The 17,044-nt window shown below is 68.6% G+C and carries 12 protein-coding genes and 1 tRNA gene; 9 read left to right on the top strand and 4 right to left on the bottom strand.

Annotated elements, in window-relative coordinates; translation table 11 throughout:
* From QZ951_RS05855 to QZ951_RS05820, 8 genes are all read left to right on the top strand, one after another.
* Entirely contained in the window at window positions 1–579 is a 579-nt protein-coding gene (locus QZ951_RS05855) for a spore coat U domain-containing protein (protein WP_292999535.1), read from the top strand.
* A 15-nt stretch (window positions 580–594) separates the two neighbouring features.
* Window positions 595–1,344, top strand: a complete 750-nt coding sequence (locus QZ951_RS05850) for a fimbria/pilus periplasmic chaperone (protein WP_292999533.1) — start codon at window positions 595–597, stop codon at window positions 1,342–1,344.
* Window positions 1,334–3,694 (top strand): fimbria/pilus outer membrane usher protein, encoded by a 2,361-nt coding sequence (locus QZ951_RS05845; protein WP_292999531.1) that lies wholly within the window; start codon window positions 1,334–1,336, stop codon window positions 3,692–3,694. Before QZ951_RS05850 ends, QZ951_RS05845 begins: the two co-directional genes overlap by 11 nt.
* Complete coding sequence (locus QZ951_RS05840) at window positions 3,691–4,164, top strand: spore coat U domain-containing protein (RefSeq protein WP_292999529.1); 474 nt, start codon at window positions 3,691–3,693, stop codon at window positions 4,162–4,164. The genes QZ951_RS05845 and QZ951_RS05840 overlap by 4 nt, the downstream gene beginning before the upstream one ends.
* 243 nt (window positions 4,165–4,407) lie before the next feature.
* Window positions 4,408–4,773: a YciI family protein gene (locus QZ951_RS05835; protein WP_292999527.1), complete on the top strand. Its 366-nt coding sequence runs from the start codon at window positions 4,408–4,410 to the stop codon at window positions 4,771–4,773.
* A 30-nt stretch (window positions 4,774–4,803) separates the two neighbouring features.
* Window positions 4,804–6,051 (top strand): DUF6596 domain-containing protein, encoded by a 1,248-nt coding sequence (locus QZ951_RS05830; RefSeq protein ID WP_292999525.1) that lies wholly within the window; start codon window positions 4,804–4,806, stop codon window positions 6,049–6,051.
* Between the two features lie 40 nt (window positions 6,052–6,091).
* Window positions 6,092–6,712 carry a DUF1003 domain-containing protein gene (locus QZ951_RS05825; protein ID WP_292999523.1) on the top strand — a complete coding sequence of 207 codons (621 nt, stop codon included), beginning with the start codon at window positions 6,092–6,094 and terminating at the stop codon, window positions 6,710–6,712.
* A gap of 182 nt (window positions 6,713–6,894) precedes the next feature.
* A complete protein-coding gene (locus QZ951_RS05820) occupies window positions 6,895–7,986 on the top strand; it encodes a DUF2914 domain-containing protein (RefSeq protein ID WP_292999521.1) in 1,092 nt (363 codons plus the stop codon).
* 21 nt (window positions 7,987–8,007) lie between these two features.
* On the opposite strand, the gene QZ951_RS05815 is transcribed toward QZ951_RS05820, so the two are convergent.
* Window positions 8,008–8,580 (bottom strand): winged helix DNA-binding protein, encoded by a 573-nt coding sequence (locus tag QZ951_RS05815; RefSeq protein ID WP_292999519.1) that lies wholly within the window; start codon window positions 8,578–8,580, stop codon window positions 8,008–8,010.
* A 144-nt stretch (window positions 8,581–8,724) separates the two neighbouring features.
* On the opposite strand from QZ951_RS05815, the gene QZ951_RS05810 reads away from it, so the two are divergent.
* Complete coding sequence (locus tag QZ951_RS05810) at window positions 8,725–10,350, top strand: cytochrome P450 (protein ID WP_292999517.1); 1,626 nt, start codon at window positions 8,725–8,727, stop codon at window positions 10,348–10,350.
* A gap of 80 nt (window positions 10,351–10,430) precedes the next feature.
* On the opposite strand, the gene QZ951_RS05805 is transcribed toward QZ951_RS05810, so the two are convergent.
* The 3 genes from QZ951_RS05805 to QZ951_RS05795 form a co-directional block, all read right to left on the bottom strand.
* Window positions 10,431–10,507: transfer RNA gene (locus QZ951_RS05805), tRNA-Pro, on the bottom strand.
* Between the two features lie 62 nt (window positions 10,508–10,569).
* Window positions 10,570–13,680, bottom strand: a complete 3,111-nt coding sequence (locus QZ951_RS05800) for an efflux RND transporter permease subunit (protein ID WP_292999515.1) — start codon at window positions 13,678–13,680, stop codon at window positions 10,570–10,572.
* Window positions 13,677–17,030: an efflux RND transporter permease subunit gene (locus tag QZ951_RS05795; protein WP_292999513.1), complete on the bottom strand. Its 3,354-nt coding sequence runs from the start codon at window positions 17,028–17,030 to the stop codon at window positions 13,677–13,679. The genes QZ951_RS05800 and QZ951_RS05795 overlap by 4 nt, the downstream gene beginning before the upstream one ends.
* Window positions 17,031–17,044: the final 14 nt, after the last annotated feature.

Here is a 17,044-nt window from a genome sequence, read left to right as displayed (position 1 = left end):
ATGTTCACGTCAACGCGGTTCCGGCGGGTCGCGCCCGCTCGACGAGCAGCGGCCGCGCGGTGGCCGCCCGGTTCCGGGCGCGTGGTTCGCGGCATCGTCATGGCCGCCGCCACGCTGTCCGCGGTGGGCGCCGCCATGCCAGCACGCGCAGCCACGGCCGGTGGCACGCTGACGGTCAACGCATCGGTCGCCTCGGTCTGCCTGATCTCGAACGGCACCCTGAGCTTCGGCAGCTACGACCCGACCTCGGGCAGCGCCAGCAATGCCTCGACCACCGTCACCCTGACCTGCACCCTCGGCACGGCCTACAAGATCGGGCTCGATGCCGGTGCCGGAAGCGCCGCGACCGTCAGCCTGCGGCAGATGACCAGCGGCGGCAACACGCTGGGCTACCGGCTGTTCCGCGATGCCGGCCGCACCCTGAACTGGGGCAACACGCCGAGCACCGACACGCTCGACGGGACCTCGTCCGCGGTATCGCTGACCAATACGATCACCGTCTACGGCCAGATTCCGGCCGGCACGGCCGCGCCTGCCGGAACGTACACCGACAGCGTGGCGATCACCGTGACCTACTGAACCACGAGTGCTGCCATGACCCGCCTGCCCATTGCCGCCTGTTTCCTGCTTGCGCTGACGACACGCGCCGGATCGATCACGGTCAATCCGGTTCGTCTGGAAGTGCCATCCGACCAGACCGCGACCTCGCTCACCATCAGCAACGCCGGCGGTGGGGCCACCACGATGCAGGTGCGCGTGTTCCGCTGGCGACATGTCGACGGTGCCGACGTGCTGGAACCGGCCGACGATGCCGCGGCCTCCGGCGAAGCGCCCCTCGTCACGCCGCCGATGTTCCGCCTCGATGGCAATGGCGCCAGCCAGATCGTCCGCATCGGCTTTCTGCATCCGCCCCGCGCGGCCGAAGAGGGCCGCTGGCGCGTGATCGTCGAGGAAGTCCCGCCGCCGTTCGCCGCGGTCGGCTACCGCGAGGACGGCGACGCCTCGCAGATCGCGATGCGTCTGCGCGTCAGCCTGCCGCTGTTCCGGCAGCCGGAGATGCGCCGTTCCGACCTGCGCTGGTCTGCCGAAGGCGGATCGATCGCGCCACAACTCGTCGCCGCCAACCAAGGCACGATCACCGAGCGGATCGATGAAGCCCAGTTGCAGTCGGACGGCCATGTGCTGAGCCGCATCGCCGGGCCGATCTACCTGTTCCCGGGCGAGCGCCGCCGTTTCGCGCTCGATCCCGCCAGTGCCGCCCCCGTGGCATCCGGTGCGCTGCAGCTGCGCGTGGATGGCACGTCGGCACTGACGCGGCGCGACCTTCGACTCAGTGCGCAATGACCGTCGCCTGCTGCTGACCTTCTGGTGGCTGGGTTGCGCGAGCGACGCAGCCGCCGCGCCGACCGGTGTCTGGTTCGAACCCGATCCGTGCCCGGCCGACGCCACGCGGATGATGCCGCTGCCCGGCCAGCCGATGCTGCTGAGCGTGCATGCGGCGCCAGCGATGCCCCCGCACGACACCTGGCTGCTGATCGGCGATGACGGCCTCTGGCGGGCGCCGTACGAGGCGTGGGCACAGTGGACGCCACTGCCGCCACCGCGCATGGAAACCGATGCCGGCGGCAGCCGCTGGGCGGTGCTGCGCACCGACGATGGCCTGGCGCTGCGCTTCGATGGCTGCCGGAGTGCCCTGTGGGTCGACGCCAATCCCCAGCGCGTGCAGCACACGGTGCTCGGCTCACCGGACCGTGGCACCGTCAGCACGGCCGGCCATGGCGGCTACGTCAACATGGATGCCCGCTACGGCGGCTTGAACGGGAGCGACGCCGTCAACGCGCTGGTCGATGTCGGCGTGTTTGCGCCCGGCGGCGCGGGCCGCAGCAGCCTGTTCATTGACCATCGCACGGGTGGCAACACGCTGCGCCGGCTCGACAGCCACTGGCTGATCGATGATCCCGAACGTCTGCTGCGCCTGCGTCTCGGTGACGGTGTGACGCACAGCGCCGACTGGGAAACGCCCGTACGCTTCGGCGGTGTGCAGTGGGGCACGGACTTCACGCTGCAGCCGGATCGCATCACCTTTCCGTTGCCCAGCCTCGGCGGCAATGCAGCACTGGCGTCGACCGCGCAGCTCTACGTCAACGGTATCCGCCAGACGCCGCCGCAGGCGCTGCAGCCCGGCGCGTTCCGTTTCGACAGCGTGCCGACACTGACGGGTGCTGGCGACCTGACCGTGACCCTCCGCGATGCCCTTGGCCGCGAGCAGACCATCAGCCAGCCGTTTTACGCCTCGCCGCGTCTGCTCGACACCGGACTGGACGAGCGCACGGTGGAAGCCGGCTTTCTGCGCGAGAACTTCGCTGGCGCCAATGATCACTACAGCCGCCCGATGGTTGCCGGACTGTGGCGGCGAGGCCTCGATGACCGCGTGACCGCGCTCGGCCGGATCAGCGCGTCGACCCGGCGCCAGCAAGGCGGATTCGAAGCCGACGGCGTGCTGCAATCGTTCGGCCTGCTGACGGTATCCGCTGCAGCCTCGAACGCCGAGCGTGGCGTCGGTGGCATCGCGACCCTCGCGTTTGAGCGACTGGCCGAGCGCTGGAGTGTGGCGCTGCGCCGCCGGATCGCCACGCGGGACTACGCCGACCTCGGACGCGATCCCGGCACGCTGCACTTTTCCGATGCCGCGCGCCTGTCGTGGCGACTGCCAGTCGCCGGGCGCGCGAGCCTCCTCTACATCTCCGAACAGCCCTGGCGTGGCCGCGGCACGCGCCTCGCCGGCCTGGCATGGAACGCGACACTCGCCGCGCGCGTGCAGGCGTACGCGAGCTGGCTGCATCCGCTGGGCCGCGATCAGGGCGCCGACAGCCTCGTCATCGGCCTGTCCGCTGCCTTCGGCCGCACGGCCAGCGCCAGCATTCAGGCGACCAACGACGGCAGCGACTGGGGTACGCGCGGCAGCATTCAGAAAGCCCCCGACGGGCCGCTCGGCTGGTCGTATCAGGTCAGCGCCGACAGCCGCGACACCGGCTTGCGCGAGGCGGACGCCGCGCTCACCACCGCGCGCGGCACGCTCGGCGCAGGCTATGCCGCCATCGGCGACCACGGCGGCGCCAGCGCGCGCCTGCAGACCGCATTTGCGGTGGTCGACGGTCATGGCTACTGGTCGCGACCGATCGCATCGAGCTTCGCCGTGGTCGATACCGGCGGCGTGGCAAACGTACGCGTGCTGCGCGAAAACCAGATCGTCGGCCGCACCGATGCCGACGGCCGCCTGCTGCTGACCGATCTCATGCCCTATCAGCGCAACCATCTGGCGATCGACGACCGGGACCTGCCGATCAGCCTCGGCCTGAGCAGCGGCAGTGCCGAGATTGCGCCACCGTCGGATGCCGGCGTGCCCGTGCGCTTTGCCACCGACCGCCGATCCATGCGGCGCCTGCGGCTGGTCGACGCGCAGGGAGCCGCGATTCCGGCCGGTGCCGGCCTCAGCGTCGAGGGTCACGCGCAGGCCTTGCCGGTGGGCTACGACGGCGCGGTGTATCTGGAATGGCCCGCCGATCCCGCGCGTCGTCCGCGAATCGAGGTGGTCTGGGCCGGCGGCCACTGCCGGGTCGCCCGCGATCCGCTGCCGGCTGCGGCCAATGCGGCCGATACCGCCACCGTCCGCTGCCTCGACCGCCCGCCATGACTCGCGCCGCGATTCGCAGTGCGCTGGCGACGGTGGTCGCCACGTTCATGCTGGCGGTCACGGCACCGGCGCAGGCCTTGCTGGCGAGCTGCACCGTCTCCAACAGCACCCTGAGCTTTGGCAGCTACAACCCGATTGCCGCATCGCCGAGCACCGCCACGGCCACCGTCACGGTGACTTGCACCGGCATCGGTCTGCTGGTCAGCTACACCGTGCTGCTGTCCGGCGGCGGCAGCGGCAATACCGCGAGCCGCCGGATGAACGCCGGGGCCAGCACGCTTCCGTACAACCTCTACACCAGTGCCAGCTACACCACGGTCTGGGACAACAGCACCGGGGTCAGCGGCGGCTTTCTGATCGGCCTCGGCGGCACTGCCTTTTCCCACACCGTGTACGGCCGCATTCTGGCGCAGCAGCCTGCGGCCGCGGGCAGCTATGTCGACAGTCTGATCATCACCGTCAGCTACTGACGGCCGGTCGCGGATCACGGGTTCGCGGACGCGCTTGCGAAAAATTTCGTCGTGCTGTCGATTGCCGGCGGCTTCGCGCATCCAGTCATCAGGCAGGGCCATCCGGCCCGCCGGCACCGGGAACGACCGACGCCAAGCGCCCGCCCGTGATCGCGCCGCGCTCTGCGCCGACGTCAATCCCGAATGCGAATCATCGCGGAATGCTGACATCGACCCTACCCTAGACGACACCCGGAGTGCGCCATGCAATACATGCTGATCTACAAGGAAACCGCCGAAGACTTCGCGCTGCGCGAAGATCCCGCTACCGCCGATGCCTACTGGGGCGCCTGGAGCGCCTACATCGGCTCGATCGCGCAGGCCGGCATCATGCTGAGCGGCAACGGCCTGCAGCCGCCGCACGCCGGCACCACCGTGCGCCTGCGCGATGGCAAGCGGCAGGTGCAGGACGGCCCGTTCGCCGACAGCAAGGAGCATCTCGGCGGCTACGTGATCATCGAGGTGCCAGCCCTTGACGATGCGCTGGAATGGGCCGCGCGCAGTCCGGCCTGCGCCCGCGGCTCGACCGAGATCCGCCCGGTGCTGCCGCCGCCGCCGGCCCGCGCCTGAGGCCGGCATCGAGATGGAGCGCAGGCCGCGATGACCGATGACGTCGCCATCGCGGCTGCGGCCGCCGCCCGCGAGGCCTACGGGCGGCGGCTGTCATGGCTGGCGTGGCAGTGGCGCGATCTCGAAGCGGCGGAGGATGCGCTGGCCACCGCGCTGCTGGCGGCGCTCGAGCACTGGCCGAAAACCGGCATCCCGGCGTCCCCGGAAGCCTGGCTGATGACGGTGGCCAAGCGCGCGTTGCTGCAGGTGGCGCGGCATCGTCGGCTGACCCGCGATCCGGCCGTGACCGCGATGCTCGATGACGAGTTCGCGCACGACGACCCCGACGCGCCGCTGTTGCAGCCGATTCCCGATCACCGGCTGCAGCTGATGTTCGTCTGCGCCCATCCGGCGCTCGACGCCCGCGTGCATGCCGCATTGATGCTGCAGACCGTGCTCGGGCTCGACGCCCGGCAGATCGCCTCGGCCTTCCTGCTGCCGCCGGCCACGCTGGCGCAGCGGCTGGTCCGTGCCAAGAAGCGGATCCGCGACGCCGGCCTGCGCTTCGAACCGCCGGAAGGCCCGGAACTGCCAGCGCGCCTGCAGGCCGTGCTCGAAGCGATCTACGCGGCCTTCAGCCTTGGCTGGGACGCCGTCGCCCCGGATGACCACACGCCGTCCGATCTGATCGACGAAGCGCTGTACCTGGCGAAGCTGGTCGTGGCGCTGCAGCCGGACAGTGCCGAAGCGATGGGCCTGCTGGCGCTGATGCTGCTCTGCGAATCACGCCGCGGCGCGCGCTTCGATCGGGATGGCGCGTTCGTGCCGCTGCACGCGCAGGACTGCGCGCGCTGGGATCGCGCGATGATCGTCGACGCCAACCAGTGGTTGTGGCGGGCCTCGGCCCTGCGCCAGCCGGGTCCGTTCCAGCTGGAAGCGGCCATTCAGGCCGCGCACGCCCAGCGCGCCTTCACCGGCACCGTGCCGTGGGCCGGCATCGTCACCCTGTACCGGCACCTGCTGCGGATTGCGCCGACCATCGGCGCGCAGGTCGGCCATGCGGTTGCGACCGGCGAGGCCGGCGATCCGGTGCAGGGCCTGGCGCTGCTCGACCGGATCGACACCGCGAGCATCGATCGCTACCAGCCGTACTGGGTCGCCCGCGCGCATCTGCTGGCGCTGACCGGCGAGGCCGGCGCGTCACGCGTCGCCGCCACCCGGGCGATCGGCCTGACCCTGCAGCCCGCCGTGCGCGCGTATCTTCAGGGGCACTATCACGCCGCCGACCGAGCACCTTGAGCGCCGTCGCGCATCGTCCACAGGCTCCGGAGTTCTTGCGATGACCCGCCATTTCGATCAGAACCCGACGCTCGCCGACCCGAAATCGCTCGACGAGTTGACGGCCCGCATCGCCGCCGACGGCAAGCGCGTGTCGCGCAGCGAGCGCCATGTCATCGAGCGCGTCGGTCGGCGCCTGCACGTCAGCCGCAACGCGCAGCAGGAATACGAGGACGGCATGAGCGTCGGCGAGCGCATCGCCGATCGCATCGCGGCGTTCGGCGGCTCGTGGACCTTCATCCTGAGCTTCATCGGCCTGCTGATCGTCTGGGTGATCCTGAACAGCGTGATCCTGGTGCGTTTCGGCACGCCGTTCGACCACTATCCGTTCGTGTTCCTGAACCTGATCCTGTCGATGCTCGCGGCGCTGCAGGCGCCGGTCATCATGATGTCGCAGAACCGGCAATCCGCGAAGGATCGCGCGGCCGCCGAGCACGACTACGAGGTCAACCTGAAATCGGAACTGGAAATCCTCGCGCTGCATCAGAAGGTCGACCGCCTTCGCGAGGAGCAGTGGCGGGAGTTGGTGGCGATGCAGCAACAGCAGATCGCCCTGCTGACGCGACTGGTCGACGCACAGAGAGGCGACGCGGGCAGCCGATCCGGCCACGTGGCAGGCTGATCCGCGACGCGGCGGCAGTGGCGACCTTGGCATGCGAGTGCCGCCTTCGCGTCGGCGCGTCAACGCACCGCCTCGCCGCGCAGGGCAGAATCGCCGCCTGACCGGGTGCGGTTCGTCGTGCAGGCATCGCCCGATGTCCAGTCTGCCCGGCCGTGCCCGCCTGTCCATCCCTGCTTTTCGACATGTCCGAGTCGCCAGTGCCCGAGTCGGCACCCTCCCCGATCGATCCCGATGCGCCGCCACCAAGCCCGGTGACGCCGGTCTCGGGCACGCTGCTGGGCCGCGTGCTGGCCCTGCTGCACCGTCATCCGCTGCTGCTGCCGGTGGCCAGCTTCGCGTTCGGCGTCGGCAGCTTCCTGCTGGTGCAGCGCGGCGAGCACATGGCGCGGGTAATGGCGGTGATCGCGCTGCTTGGCTGGCCGTGGCTGCTGGCCGAAGGCGTGCTCGGCCGCTGGTTCGCGCGGCGTACGCGCGGCCGTCTGCCGGAGGCCACGGCCCGCTTCATCACCCAGCAGGTGCAGCAGGAACTGCTGTTCTTCTCGCTGCCGTTCCTGTTCACGGCGATGTCGGCGGCTGCGCCGGGCCAGATCGCGTTCGTGATCGCCGCCGGTGCGCTGGCGGTGGCCTCCGCGATCGATCCGCTGTACTGGCACCGCATCGCGCCGAACCCGGCGCTGTCGATGGCCTTCCACGGCGGCTGCAGCTTCGTCGCGTCGCTGGTGATCCTGCCGCTGGCCGTGCACCTGCCGGTCGAACAGGCGCTGCCGATCGCGTTCGGCATCACCGCGCTGACCCTGCTGCTGAGCCTCGTCGCGCTGCTGCGCCAGACCGCCGATGGTGCGGCAAAGCGGCGGTACCTCGCGGTCGGCACCATCGCGGCCGCGCTGCTCGTGCTGATGTGGCTGGGCCGCGCCGCGATCCCGCCTGCCGGGCTGTGGGTGCGCGAGGCGAGGATCACGACCACGCTCGACGGCTTCGTGCCGGGCGCTGCGGTCGACCAGGTCGCCATCACGCAACTGACCGAAACCGGGCTGATCGCCTTCGTTGCCGTGCGCGCGCCGCGCGGACTGTCGCAGGCCGTGGTCTTCGACTGGCAGCAGGACGGTCGCCTGATCGACCGCATTCCCGCCGAGATCACCGGCGGCCGCGACGCCGGCTTCCGCACCTACAGCCGCAAGCTGCACTTCGGCGAAGACCCGCGCGGCCACTGGCAGGTCGACCTGCGCACGTCGCAGGGCCAGCTGATTGCCCGGCGCAGCGTCGAGATCCGCTGAAGCGATCCGCGCCGGAAGCCGCTAACGCCGCGCCCGACGCGGCTTGCGGCCTTCGGCAGCCGCTGCCGGTGCCGCCGACGCCACCGGCTTTTCACGCGCGACGATGTCGATGATCGCGCTGACCCGTGTCAGGAAATGCACGCCCTGCGCCGATTCGTCGGCGCGCAGGTGATCGACCATGCGCTGCAGGAAACGGTGGCCCTGATCGATCATCCATTCGATCTGCTGCTCGCCCGCAGGCGTCAGCAGCACGTAGCGCTCGCGTGCCGACAGCGGGTTCTCGACGATCGCCAGCAGCTCGTGCGGCGGCTTCGCCAGCACCCGCAAGGCCTTGGAAATCGCCGAGTTGCCGATTTCGAACCAGCGGGTGATCGAACGCTCGATCTCCTTGCGGGCGATGCGCTTGCCGCCCTCGCCTTCGGAGCGGATCAGCCACAGGATCGCCACCTGATGGCGGGTCAGCCGGCCGCCTCGCAGCGCGTCCTCGATCCCAATGCCGATCTTGTAGTGCACCGGATAGAACAGATTGAGAAAGTCCCGCGCGGCCTGCGACACCGGCGACGGCGCGGCATCGGGCGACGGTGTCGCGGGCACGGTTGCGCTCTTCGTCGACCGCGCACGGTTTGACCTCGCCGGAATCGCGGACTTATTGTGTCCTGAGGACATAGTTGAACGTCGCCATAAAACGGGATGCCGGTTGATCCCTGGAAACCATTATCGAGCAGCGAGGAGACGACGATGCACCCACGCTACGAAGCCCGCGATCTGGCCACGCCCGAGGTCATCGCCAATCCCTACCCGGCCTACGCCGCGCTGCGCGCCGAATCGCCGCTGCCCGGCTATGCCGATTGGCCGCCCGGCACCGTTCCCGGCCGCGACGCGCCGCTGCGGGCCTGGGCGCTGCTCAAGCACGCACACGTGCAGGCGGCCGCGCGCGATCCGGTCACGTTCTCGTCCGCCAACTTCCAGCAAGGCACCGGCGCGCCGATCCTGATGCTGGTCAACCACGACGATCCGGAACACGCGAAGCTGCGCCGCATCGTGGTCAAGGCGTTCACGCCGAAGCGGGTGCGCGAACTGCGGCCGGCAATCGAAGCGGTGGTGCGTGATCTGATCGGCCAGCTGCCGGCTGGCGAATTCGATGGCGTGTCCGCGCTGTGTGCGGGCCTGCCGGCGCGGCTGATGGTGCATCTGCTGGGGCTTCCGGCCGATCTGACCGACCGCTTCCAGCGCTGGTCCAACGCCTTCATGCTCAGTGCCGACCTGTCGGCGGAAGACCGCGACATCAGCAATCGCGAGATGGTCGGCTACTTCGTGCAGACCGTCGCCGAGCGCGCGGCACGGCTCGCCGCCGGCGCAAGCCCGAACGACGACCTGATCGATGCCCTGCTGACCGCCGAATCCGAAGGCCAGACGCTCAGCACCGACGAGGTCTGGCGCTTCTGCTTCACCCTCGTCGTCGCCGGCAGCGAAACCACGATGTACTTCGCCGCCAACTGCCTGAAAGTGCTGGCCGAACATCCCGAGGTCTGGGCCGAACTGCAGACCGACCGCTCGAAGATCGGCCGCTTCCTGCACGAAACGCTGCGCATGACCGGCCCGCCGCAGCGCCTGTTCCGGCAGGTGACACGAGACGTCGAGATCGGCGGTCGCACGATCGCCGCCGGCGAATGGGTAGCGCTGTTCTTCGCCGCCGCCAACCACGACCCCGAGGTCTTCCCGGACCCGATGCGCTTCAGCCTCAATCGCGAGAACGCCGGCCAGCATCTGAGCTTCGGCCACGGCATCCACTACTGCCTCGGCGCCCCGCTGGCGAGCCTGGAAGTGGAGTGCCTGATTGCCGGTCTGCTCGATGGTTACCGCAGCCTGCGACCCGGGCTCGCGCCCACCGTTGCACAGACCGCGACCCTGCTGCAGCACAGCTGCACCACGCTGCCGCTGATCCTGGAGCCCAAGCTTGCGAGCTTAGAGGCCAGCAACATCGCGATGGTCAGGGAAGTCTTCGCCCGCTTCGGCGCCGCCGACGTGCCGGGCATACTCGAACTGCTCGACGACGACGTGGTGATCGACTTCTACGGTCCGGCCACGATTCCGTACGCCGGCCATTACCGGACGCGCGACGAAGCCCGTCGCTTCTTCGACACCGTGCTGGCCTCGGTCGACATCCACCAGTTCGACGCCGAGGAATTCATCGCCAGCGGCGACAAGGTGGTGGTCACCGGCCACCTGCGCCTGACCGCGCGCAAGACCGGCGGCAGCATCGACTCCGACTTCGTCCACGTGATCACGATCCGCAACGGCAAGTGGCTGCACTTCCGCGACTTCATGAACACCGCGGCGGCCCAGGAAGCCTTCGGCGCCTGATCTCGTAGCGGGCAGGCGAGCCCCGGAAACGACAAAGGCCGCTCGATGAGCGGCCTTTGTCGTAATGCGAATGCGAAAACTGGTCGGAGAGACAGGAATCGAACCTGCGACCCCCTGCTCCCAAAGCAGGTGCTCTACCAAGCTGAGCTACTCTCCGAAGGCGCGCAGTTTACTCGTTTGCCGACGCAGCGGTGCGGCTTTCGTCGACGGATGCCGGGATCAGGCCGGGTTGACCGCCACACGACGCGGCAATCGTGCGCGCAGGCGGCGCACGCCGCGGCTGAGCTTCTCGAAGCCGAGATAGACCACCGGCGTCGTGAACAGCGTCAGCAACTGGCTCAGCAGCAGGCCACCGATGATCGCCACGCCGAGGGGCTGACGCAGTTCCGAGCCGGTGCCGAGCCCGATCGCCAGCGGCACGGCGCCGAACACGGCGGCCATCGTCGTCATCGTGATCGGCCGGAACCGGGTCAGGCAGGCTTCGTGGATCGCCTCGCGCGGCGTCAGGCCGCGATTGCGCTGCGCTTCCAGCGCGAAGTCGATCATCAGGATCGCGTTCTTCTTGACGATGCCGATCAGCAGGATGATGCCGATGATCGCGACCAGCGACAGTTCCATGTTGAACGCGAGCAGCGCCAGCAGCGCGCCGATGCCGGCCGACGGAATCGTCGACAGGATGGTCAGCGGATGGATCCAGCTTTCGTACAGCATGCCGAGCACGATGTAGACGGCGAGCAGTGCGGTGATCAGCAGGATCGGAAAGCTCGACAGGCCGCTGGCGAACAACGCGGCACTGCCGCCGAAGCTCCCGCGTATGGTGCCCGGCATCTGGATTTCCGCCATCTCGCGCTGGATCAGCGGCGTGACCTGCGGCAGCGAGGCACCGGGTGCCAGATTGAAGGTCAGGTTGACGACGGTGAACTGGCCTTCGTGGTTGATCGACAGCGGCGCCGTGCCGAACTCGAAGCGCGCGACCGATGACAGCGGCACGCTGGCGCCGGTCGGTGTCGCGATCTGCACGCGGCCCAGCGCGGAGGGATCGCGCTGCTCGTCCGGCGTGGCTTCGAGGATCACGCGGTACTGGTTGGTGCGGTCGTACAGCAGCGCGATCTGGCGCTGGCCGAAGGCGTCGTACAGCGCCTGATCGATCGTCGCCGGCCGCAGGCCGAGCCGCGACGCGGCATCGCGATTGACGATGACGTTCAGCTGCAGCGCGCCGGTTTCGAGATCGGAGCTGACATCGCGCAGCTGCGGCAGCTTCTTCAGGCGCTCGACCAGCTTCGGCGTCCACTCGTAAAGGTCCGCCGTTTCCGGCGACGACAGGGCGTAGATGAACTGCGCGCGCCCGGCACGGCCACCGGCGCGCAGGTCCTGGATCGGCCGCAGGAACATCTCGACCCCTTCGACCTTCGCCGACTTCGGCCGCAGCCGTTCGATCACCTGATCGGCCGTGACCTTGCGGCCCTGCTCCGGCGTCTTCAGGTTGATGAACATGCGACCGGAGTTCGACGCGCGCCGATTGCCGCCGACGAAGTAGACGGCCGACGCCACCGCCGGATCGGCCAGCACGACATCGGCGAGCTTCAGCACCTTGTCGGTGATGGCCTCGAACGAGGTGTCCTGCGCCGCCACGATGCTGCCGTTGATCAGGCCGGTGTCCTGCTGCGGGAAGAAGCCTTTGGGCACCACGCCGTACAGCCAGCCGGTGACGAAGACCATGGCCACGGTCAGCACGGCCATGATCCGCGTGTGGCGCAGGGTCCAGTCGAGGCAGACCCGATAGGCGCCGAGCATGCGGTCGAGCATCGCTTCGAGGCTGCGGCCGACGATGCCGGGCGGCCGGTCATGGCGCTCGGCGCGCAGGAAGCGCGCGCACAGCGCGGGCGTCAGGGTCAGCGAAATCAGCGCCGACACCACGACGGCGATCGACAGGGTCACCGAGAACTCGCGGAACAGGCGCCCCGGGATGCCGCCGAGGAACAGGATCGGCACGAACACGGCGATCAGGCTGACGGTGATCGACAGCACCGTGAAGCCGATCTCGCGCGTGCCGCGCAGCGCCGCCTGCATCGGCTTCTCGCCGCGCTCGATGTGCCGGACGATGTTCTCGATCACGACGATCGCGTCATCGACGACGAAGCCGACCGAGACGGTCAATGCGATCAGCGACAGGTTGTCGAGGCTGTAGTCGAGCAGCCACATCGCCGCGAAGGTCGCCGCCAGCGCCAGCGGCACGGTGACGCCGGCAATCGCCGTCGGCACGCCGCGGCGCAGGAACATGAACATCACGAGGATGACCAGCGCCGTCGATACCACCAGCGCGATCTGCACCTCGTGCACCGACGCGCGGATGGTCTGCGTGCGATCGGCCTGGATCGAGATGTCGACGCCCGCCGGCATGCTGGCACGCAAGGCCGGCAGCTCGGCCAGGATCTGGTCGACGGTCTCGATGACGTTGGCATCGGCCTGCTTGCGAATGAACAGCAGCACCGCGCGCTTGCCATTGAACCAGCCGGCCAGCCGCGTGTTCTCCTGTCCTTCGATCACGGTGGCGACCGACGACAGCGGAATCGGCACGCCGTCGCGGGTCGAGATGATCGCGTTCTTGAAGTCCTCGACCGTCGCCAGCTGATCGTTGGCATCGAGCACCCAGGTGCTCGATTCATCGCTGAGCGAGCCTTTCGAGCGATTGACCGTGAGGCTGGTCACGGCATTGCGGACGGTCGCCATCGACAGGCCCATCCGCGCCAGCGCGCCGGGATTGGCCTGGATGCGGATCGCCGGTTTGGCAGCGCCGGAAATCTGGACTTCGGCCACGCCCGGAATCTGCGACAGGCTCGGGCTCAACTGGGTGTCGGCAACCTCGTAGACCTTGTCGAGGCCGACATTGTCCGAGGTCATCGCCAGGATCAGGATCGGCGCGTCGTTGGGATTGGCCTTGCGATAGGTCGGCGGCGACGGCAGCCCGGCCGGCAGATCGGCCAGCGACGCGTTGATCGCGGCCTGCACATCGCGCGCGGCCCCGTCGATCTCCCGGTTCAGGTCGAACTGCAGGATGATCGTCGTGCTGCCCAGCGCGCTGGTCGAGGTGATCTCGTTGACGCCGGGGATCTGGCCGAAGCGCCGTTCGAGCGGCGCCGCCACGGTCTGCGCCATCGTTTCCGGGCTGGCGCCGGGCTGCTGGGTCGACACGAAGATGATCGGGAACTCGACCTGCGGCAGCGGCGCCACCGGCAGCCGCGAATACGCCAGCACGCCGATCAGGAACACCCCGATCGCCAGCAGCGAGGTGCCGATCGGCCGCCGGATGAACGCGGCGCTGAAGTTCACGGGTACCGGCCTGCGACCGCGTCCGGCGCGTCATCGGCGCGGCCGAAGCGCTTCGACAGGCGCTCGGCCAGTTGCCCCATGTACAGGTAGATCACCGGCGTCGTGTACAGGGTCAGCATCTGGCTCAGCACCAGACCGCCGACGATGGCGATGCCGAGCGGATTGCGAAGCTCGGAACCGGTGCCGGATTCCAGCGCCAGCGGCAATGCACCGAGCAGTGCCGCCATCGTCGTCATCATGATCGGCCGGAAACGCAGCAGCGCCGCTTCGAAGATCGCCTCGTGCGGGGCCTTGCCATGATCGCGTTCGGCTTCCAGCGCGAAGTCGATCATCATGATCGCGTTCTTCTTGACGATGCCGATCAGCAGCACCACGCCGATCAGCGCGACGACCGAGAAATCCTGCCCGGTGACCAGCAGCGCCAGCAGCGCACCGACGCCGGCCGACGGCAGGGTCGACAGGATCGTGATCGGGTGGATGTAGCTCTCGTACAGCACGCCGAGCACGATGTAGATCACGACGATCGCCGCGAGAATCAGCCACGGCATGCTGGCCAGCGCGCTCTGGAATTCGGCGGCCGTGCCGGTGAAGCTGCGCTGCACCGACACCGGCAGGCCGATCGCGGCCTCGGCGGCCGCGATCGCCGGCAGCGCATCGCTCAGGCTGTAGCCGGGTGCCAGGTTGAACGAGATCGTCGCCGCCGGCAGCTGGCCCTGATGGCTCAGCACCAGCGGGCCGCGGGTCGTCGTCGCCGTCGCCACGGCCGACAGCGGCACCAGCGCGCCGGTGGTCGATTTCACGTAGAGCTGATCGAGGGCATCGGGCCGCTTGCGGAATTCGGGTGGCACTTCGAGCACGACGCGATACTGGTTGATCGCGGTGAAGATGGTCGTGACCTGACGCTGGCCGAAAGCGTCGTACAGGGTGTCGTCGATCGCCTGCACCGGCACGCCGAGCCGCGATGCGCGATCGCGCTGGATGGCCAGCGAAAGGTACAGGCCATCGGTCTGCTGCTCGGTGGTGACATCGGTCAGCTGCGCCTGCGCCTTCAGCGACTCGATCAGCTTCGGCGTCCACTCGGCCAGTTCGCTGGCATCGAGACTCTTCAGCTCGTACTGGTACTGGGTGCGGGCAATGCGACTGTCGATCTGCAGGTCCTGCACCGGCTGCATGAACAGCGTGATGCCTTCAACGTCCTCGGACAGCGTCTTCAGCCGCTTGATCACGTCGTCCGCCGACGACGAACGCTGCGCCCGCGGCTTCAGCACGATGTTCAGGCGGCCGGTGTTCAGGGTCGGATTGATGCTGCCGCTGCCGACAAAGGCGGCGACCGACTGCACGTCCGGATCCTGCCGGATGACGTCGGTCAGCGCCTGCGTCCGCGCCCGCATCGCCGGGAACGAGATGCTGGCCTCGGCTTCGGCGACGCCGACGATCACGCCCGTGTCCTGCTGCGGCAGCAGGCCTTTCGGAATCACCAGGAACAGCAGCACGGTGGCGACGAGCGTCGAGGCGAACACCAGCATCGTCTGCTTCGGCCGCGCCATGACCCAGCGCAAGCTGCGCTCGTAGCCACCGAGCAGGTTGTCGAACTGGCGCTCGGACCAGTCGAACAGCTTGCCGCGCGGCTTGTCGTGCGCCTCGGGCTTCAGCAGCTTGGCGCACATCATCGGCGTCAGGGTCAGCGAGACGAAGGCCGAGATCGTGACCGCAATGGTCAGCACCAGCGCGAACTCGCGGAACAGCCGGCCGATGACGCCGCTCATGAACAGCAGCGGGATGAACACGGCGATCAGGCTCACCGTCAGCGAGATCACGGTGAAGCCGATCTGCCTGGCACCATTGCGCGCGGCGGTTTCCGGGTCCTCGCCCTTCTCGATGTAGCGGACGATGTTCTCGATCATCACGATGGCATCGTCGACGACGAAGCCGGTGGCGATGGTCAGCGCCATCAGGCTCAGGTTGTCGAGCGAAAAGCCGCACAGGCCCATGACGCCGAAGGTGCCGATGATCGACAGCGGCAGCGCGATGCTCGGGATCACAGTCGCCCACAGCTTGCGCAGGAACACGAAGATCACCATCACCACCAGGGCCACGGTCAGCAGCATCGTGAACTGCACGTCGTGCACCGAGGCACGGATGGTTTCGGTGCGATCGGCCAGCACCGTGACCTTGACCGAGGCCGGGAAGCTCGACGTCAGCTGCGGCAGCAGCGCCTGAATGCGCGCGACGGTCTCGATGATGTTCGCGCCCGGCTGGCGGCGGATGTCGACAAGGACGGCGGGGCGGGATGGGGGTTGGGATTGCTGAGCGGCAGTCGAGTTTGCTTGGGCAAAGATTGCACTTGCCGTCCCCGGCGAGACTTCGCGCGTCTCGCTGACGCCGGCCCCGCCATCCCTGGCGGGGCGTTCGTGCGACGTGCGAGCAGTGCTCGCAAAGCTCGTCGCACTCGTTCCGGCCCGGTCGTCTCCGACGCCCGGGCGTTCGTGCGACGTGCGAGCAGTGCTCGCAAAGCTCGTCGCACTCACCCAAGCGGCGAGCTGCTCGTTTTCGACGCCTTCGATGACGGTCGCGATGTCCGACAACCGCACCGGCGCGCCGTTGCGGTACGCGACGATCACGGGCTTGTACTCGTCGGCGGAGACGATCTGGTCGTTCGAGCCGATGGTGAAGCTCTGCTTGGGGCCGTCGAACGTGCCTTTCGGTGCGTTGACGTTCGCCTGCTGCAGCGCCGTGCGAATGTCTTCGAGGCCGAGATCGAGGCTCGCGAGCGCGGTCGGGTTGGCCTGCACGCGGACGGCGGGCCGCTGGTTGCCCTGGATCGACACGAGGCCGACGCCGCTGACCTGCGACAGCTTCTGCGCCAGCACCGAATCGGCAAGATCGGCGACCTGGTTCTGCGGCAGCACGTCGGAGCTGATCGCGAGCTGCAGGATCGGCGCATCGGCCGGGTTGACCTTGTTGTAGACCGGCGGATACGGCAGGTCATTCGGCAGGGTGCCGCGAGCGGCGTTGATCGAGGCCTGCACGTCCTGCGCGGCGTTGTCGATATCGCGATCGAGCACGAACTGCAGCGTGATCGTCGACAGCCCGAACGCCGAATTCGAGTTCATCGACGCCAGACCGGCGATGGTGCCGAACTGCCGTTCGAGCGGCGTCGTGACCAGCGACTCCATCACCTGCGGGCTGGCACCCGGCAACTGCGTGGTGACCTGGATCGTCGGGAAATCGACCGCCGGCAAGGCCGAGATCGGCAGCCCGCGATAGCCGAGCGCGCCGAGCAGCACCACCGCGATCATCATCAGCGTGGTGGCGATCGGGCGCGAGATGAACGGCGCGGAAATGCTCATGGCGGCGGCAGGCT

The sequence above is a fragment of the Nevskia sp. genome (assembly GCF_021732705.1).
GTDB lineage: Bacteria > Pseudomonadota > Gammaproteobacteria > Nevskiales > Nevskiaceae > Nevskia.
The sequence above is the reverse complement of the archived record's forward strand: the minus strand, read 5'-3'. Positions and strand labels throughout refer to the sequence as shown.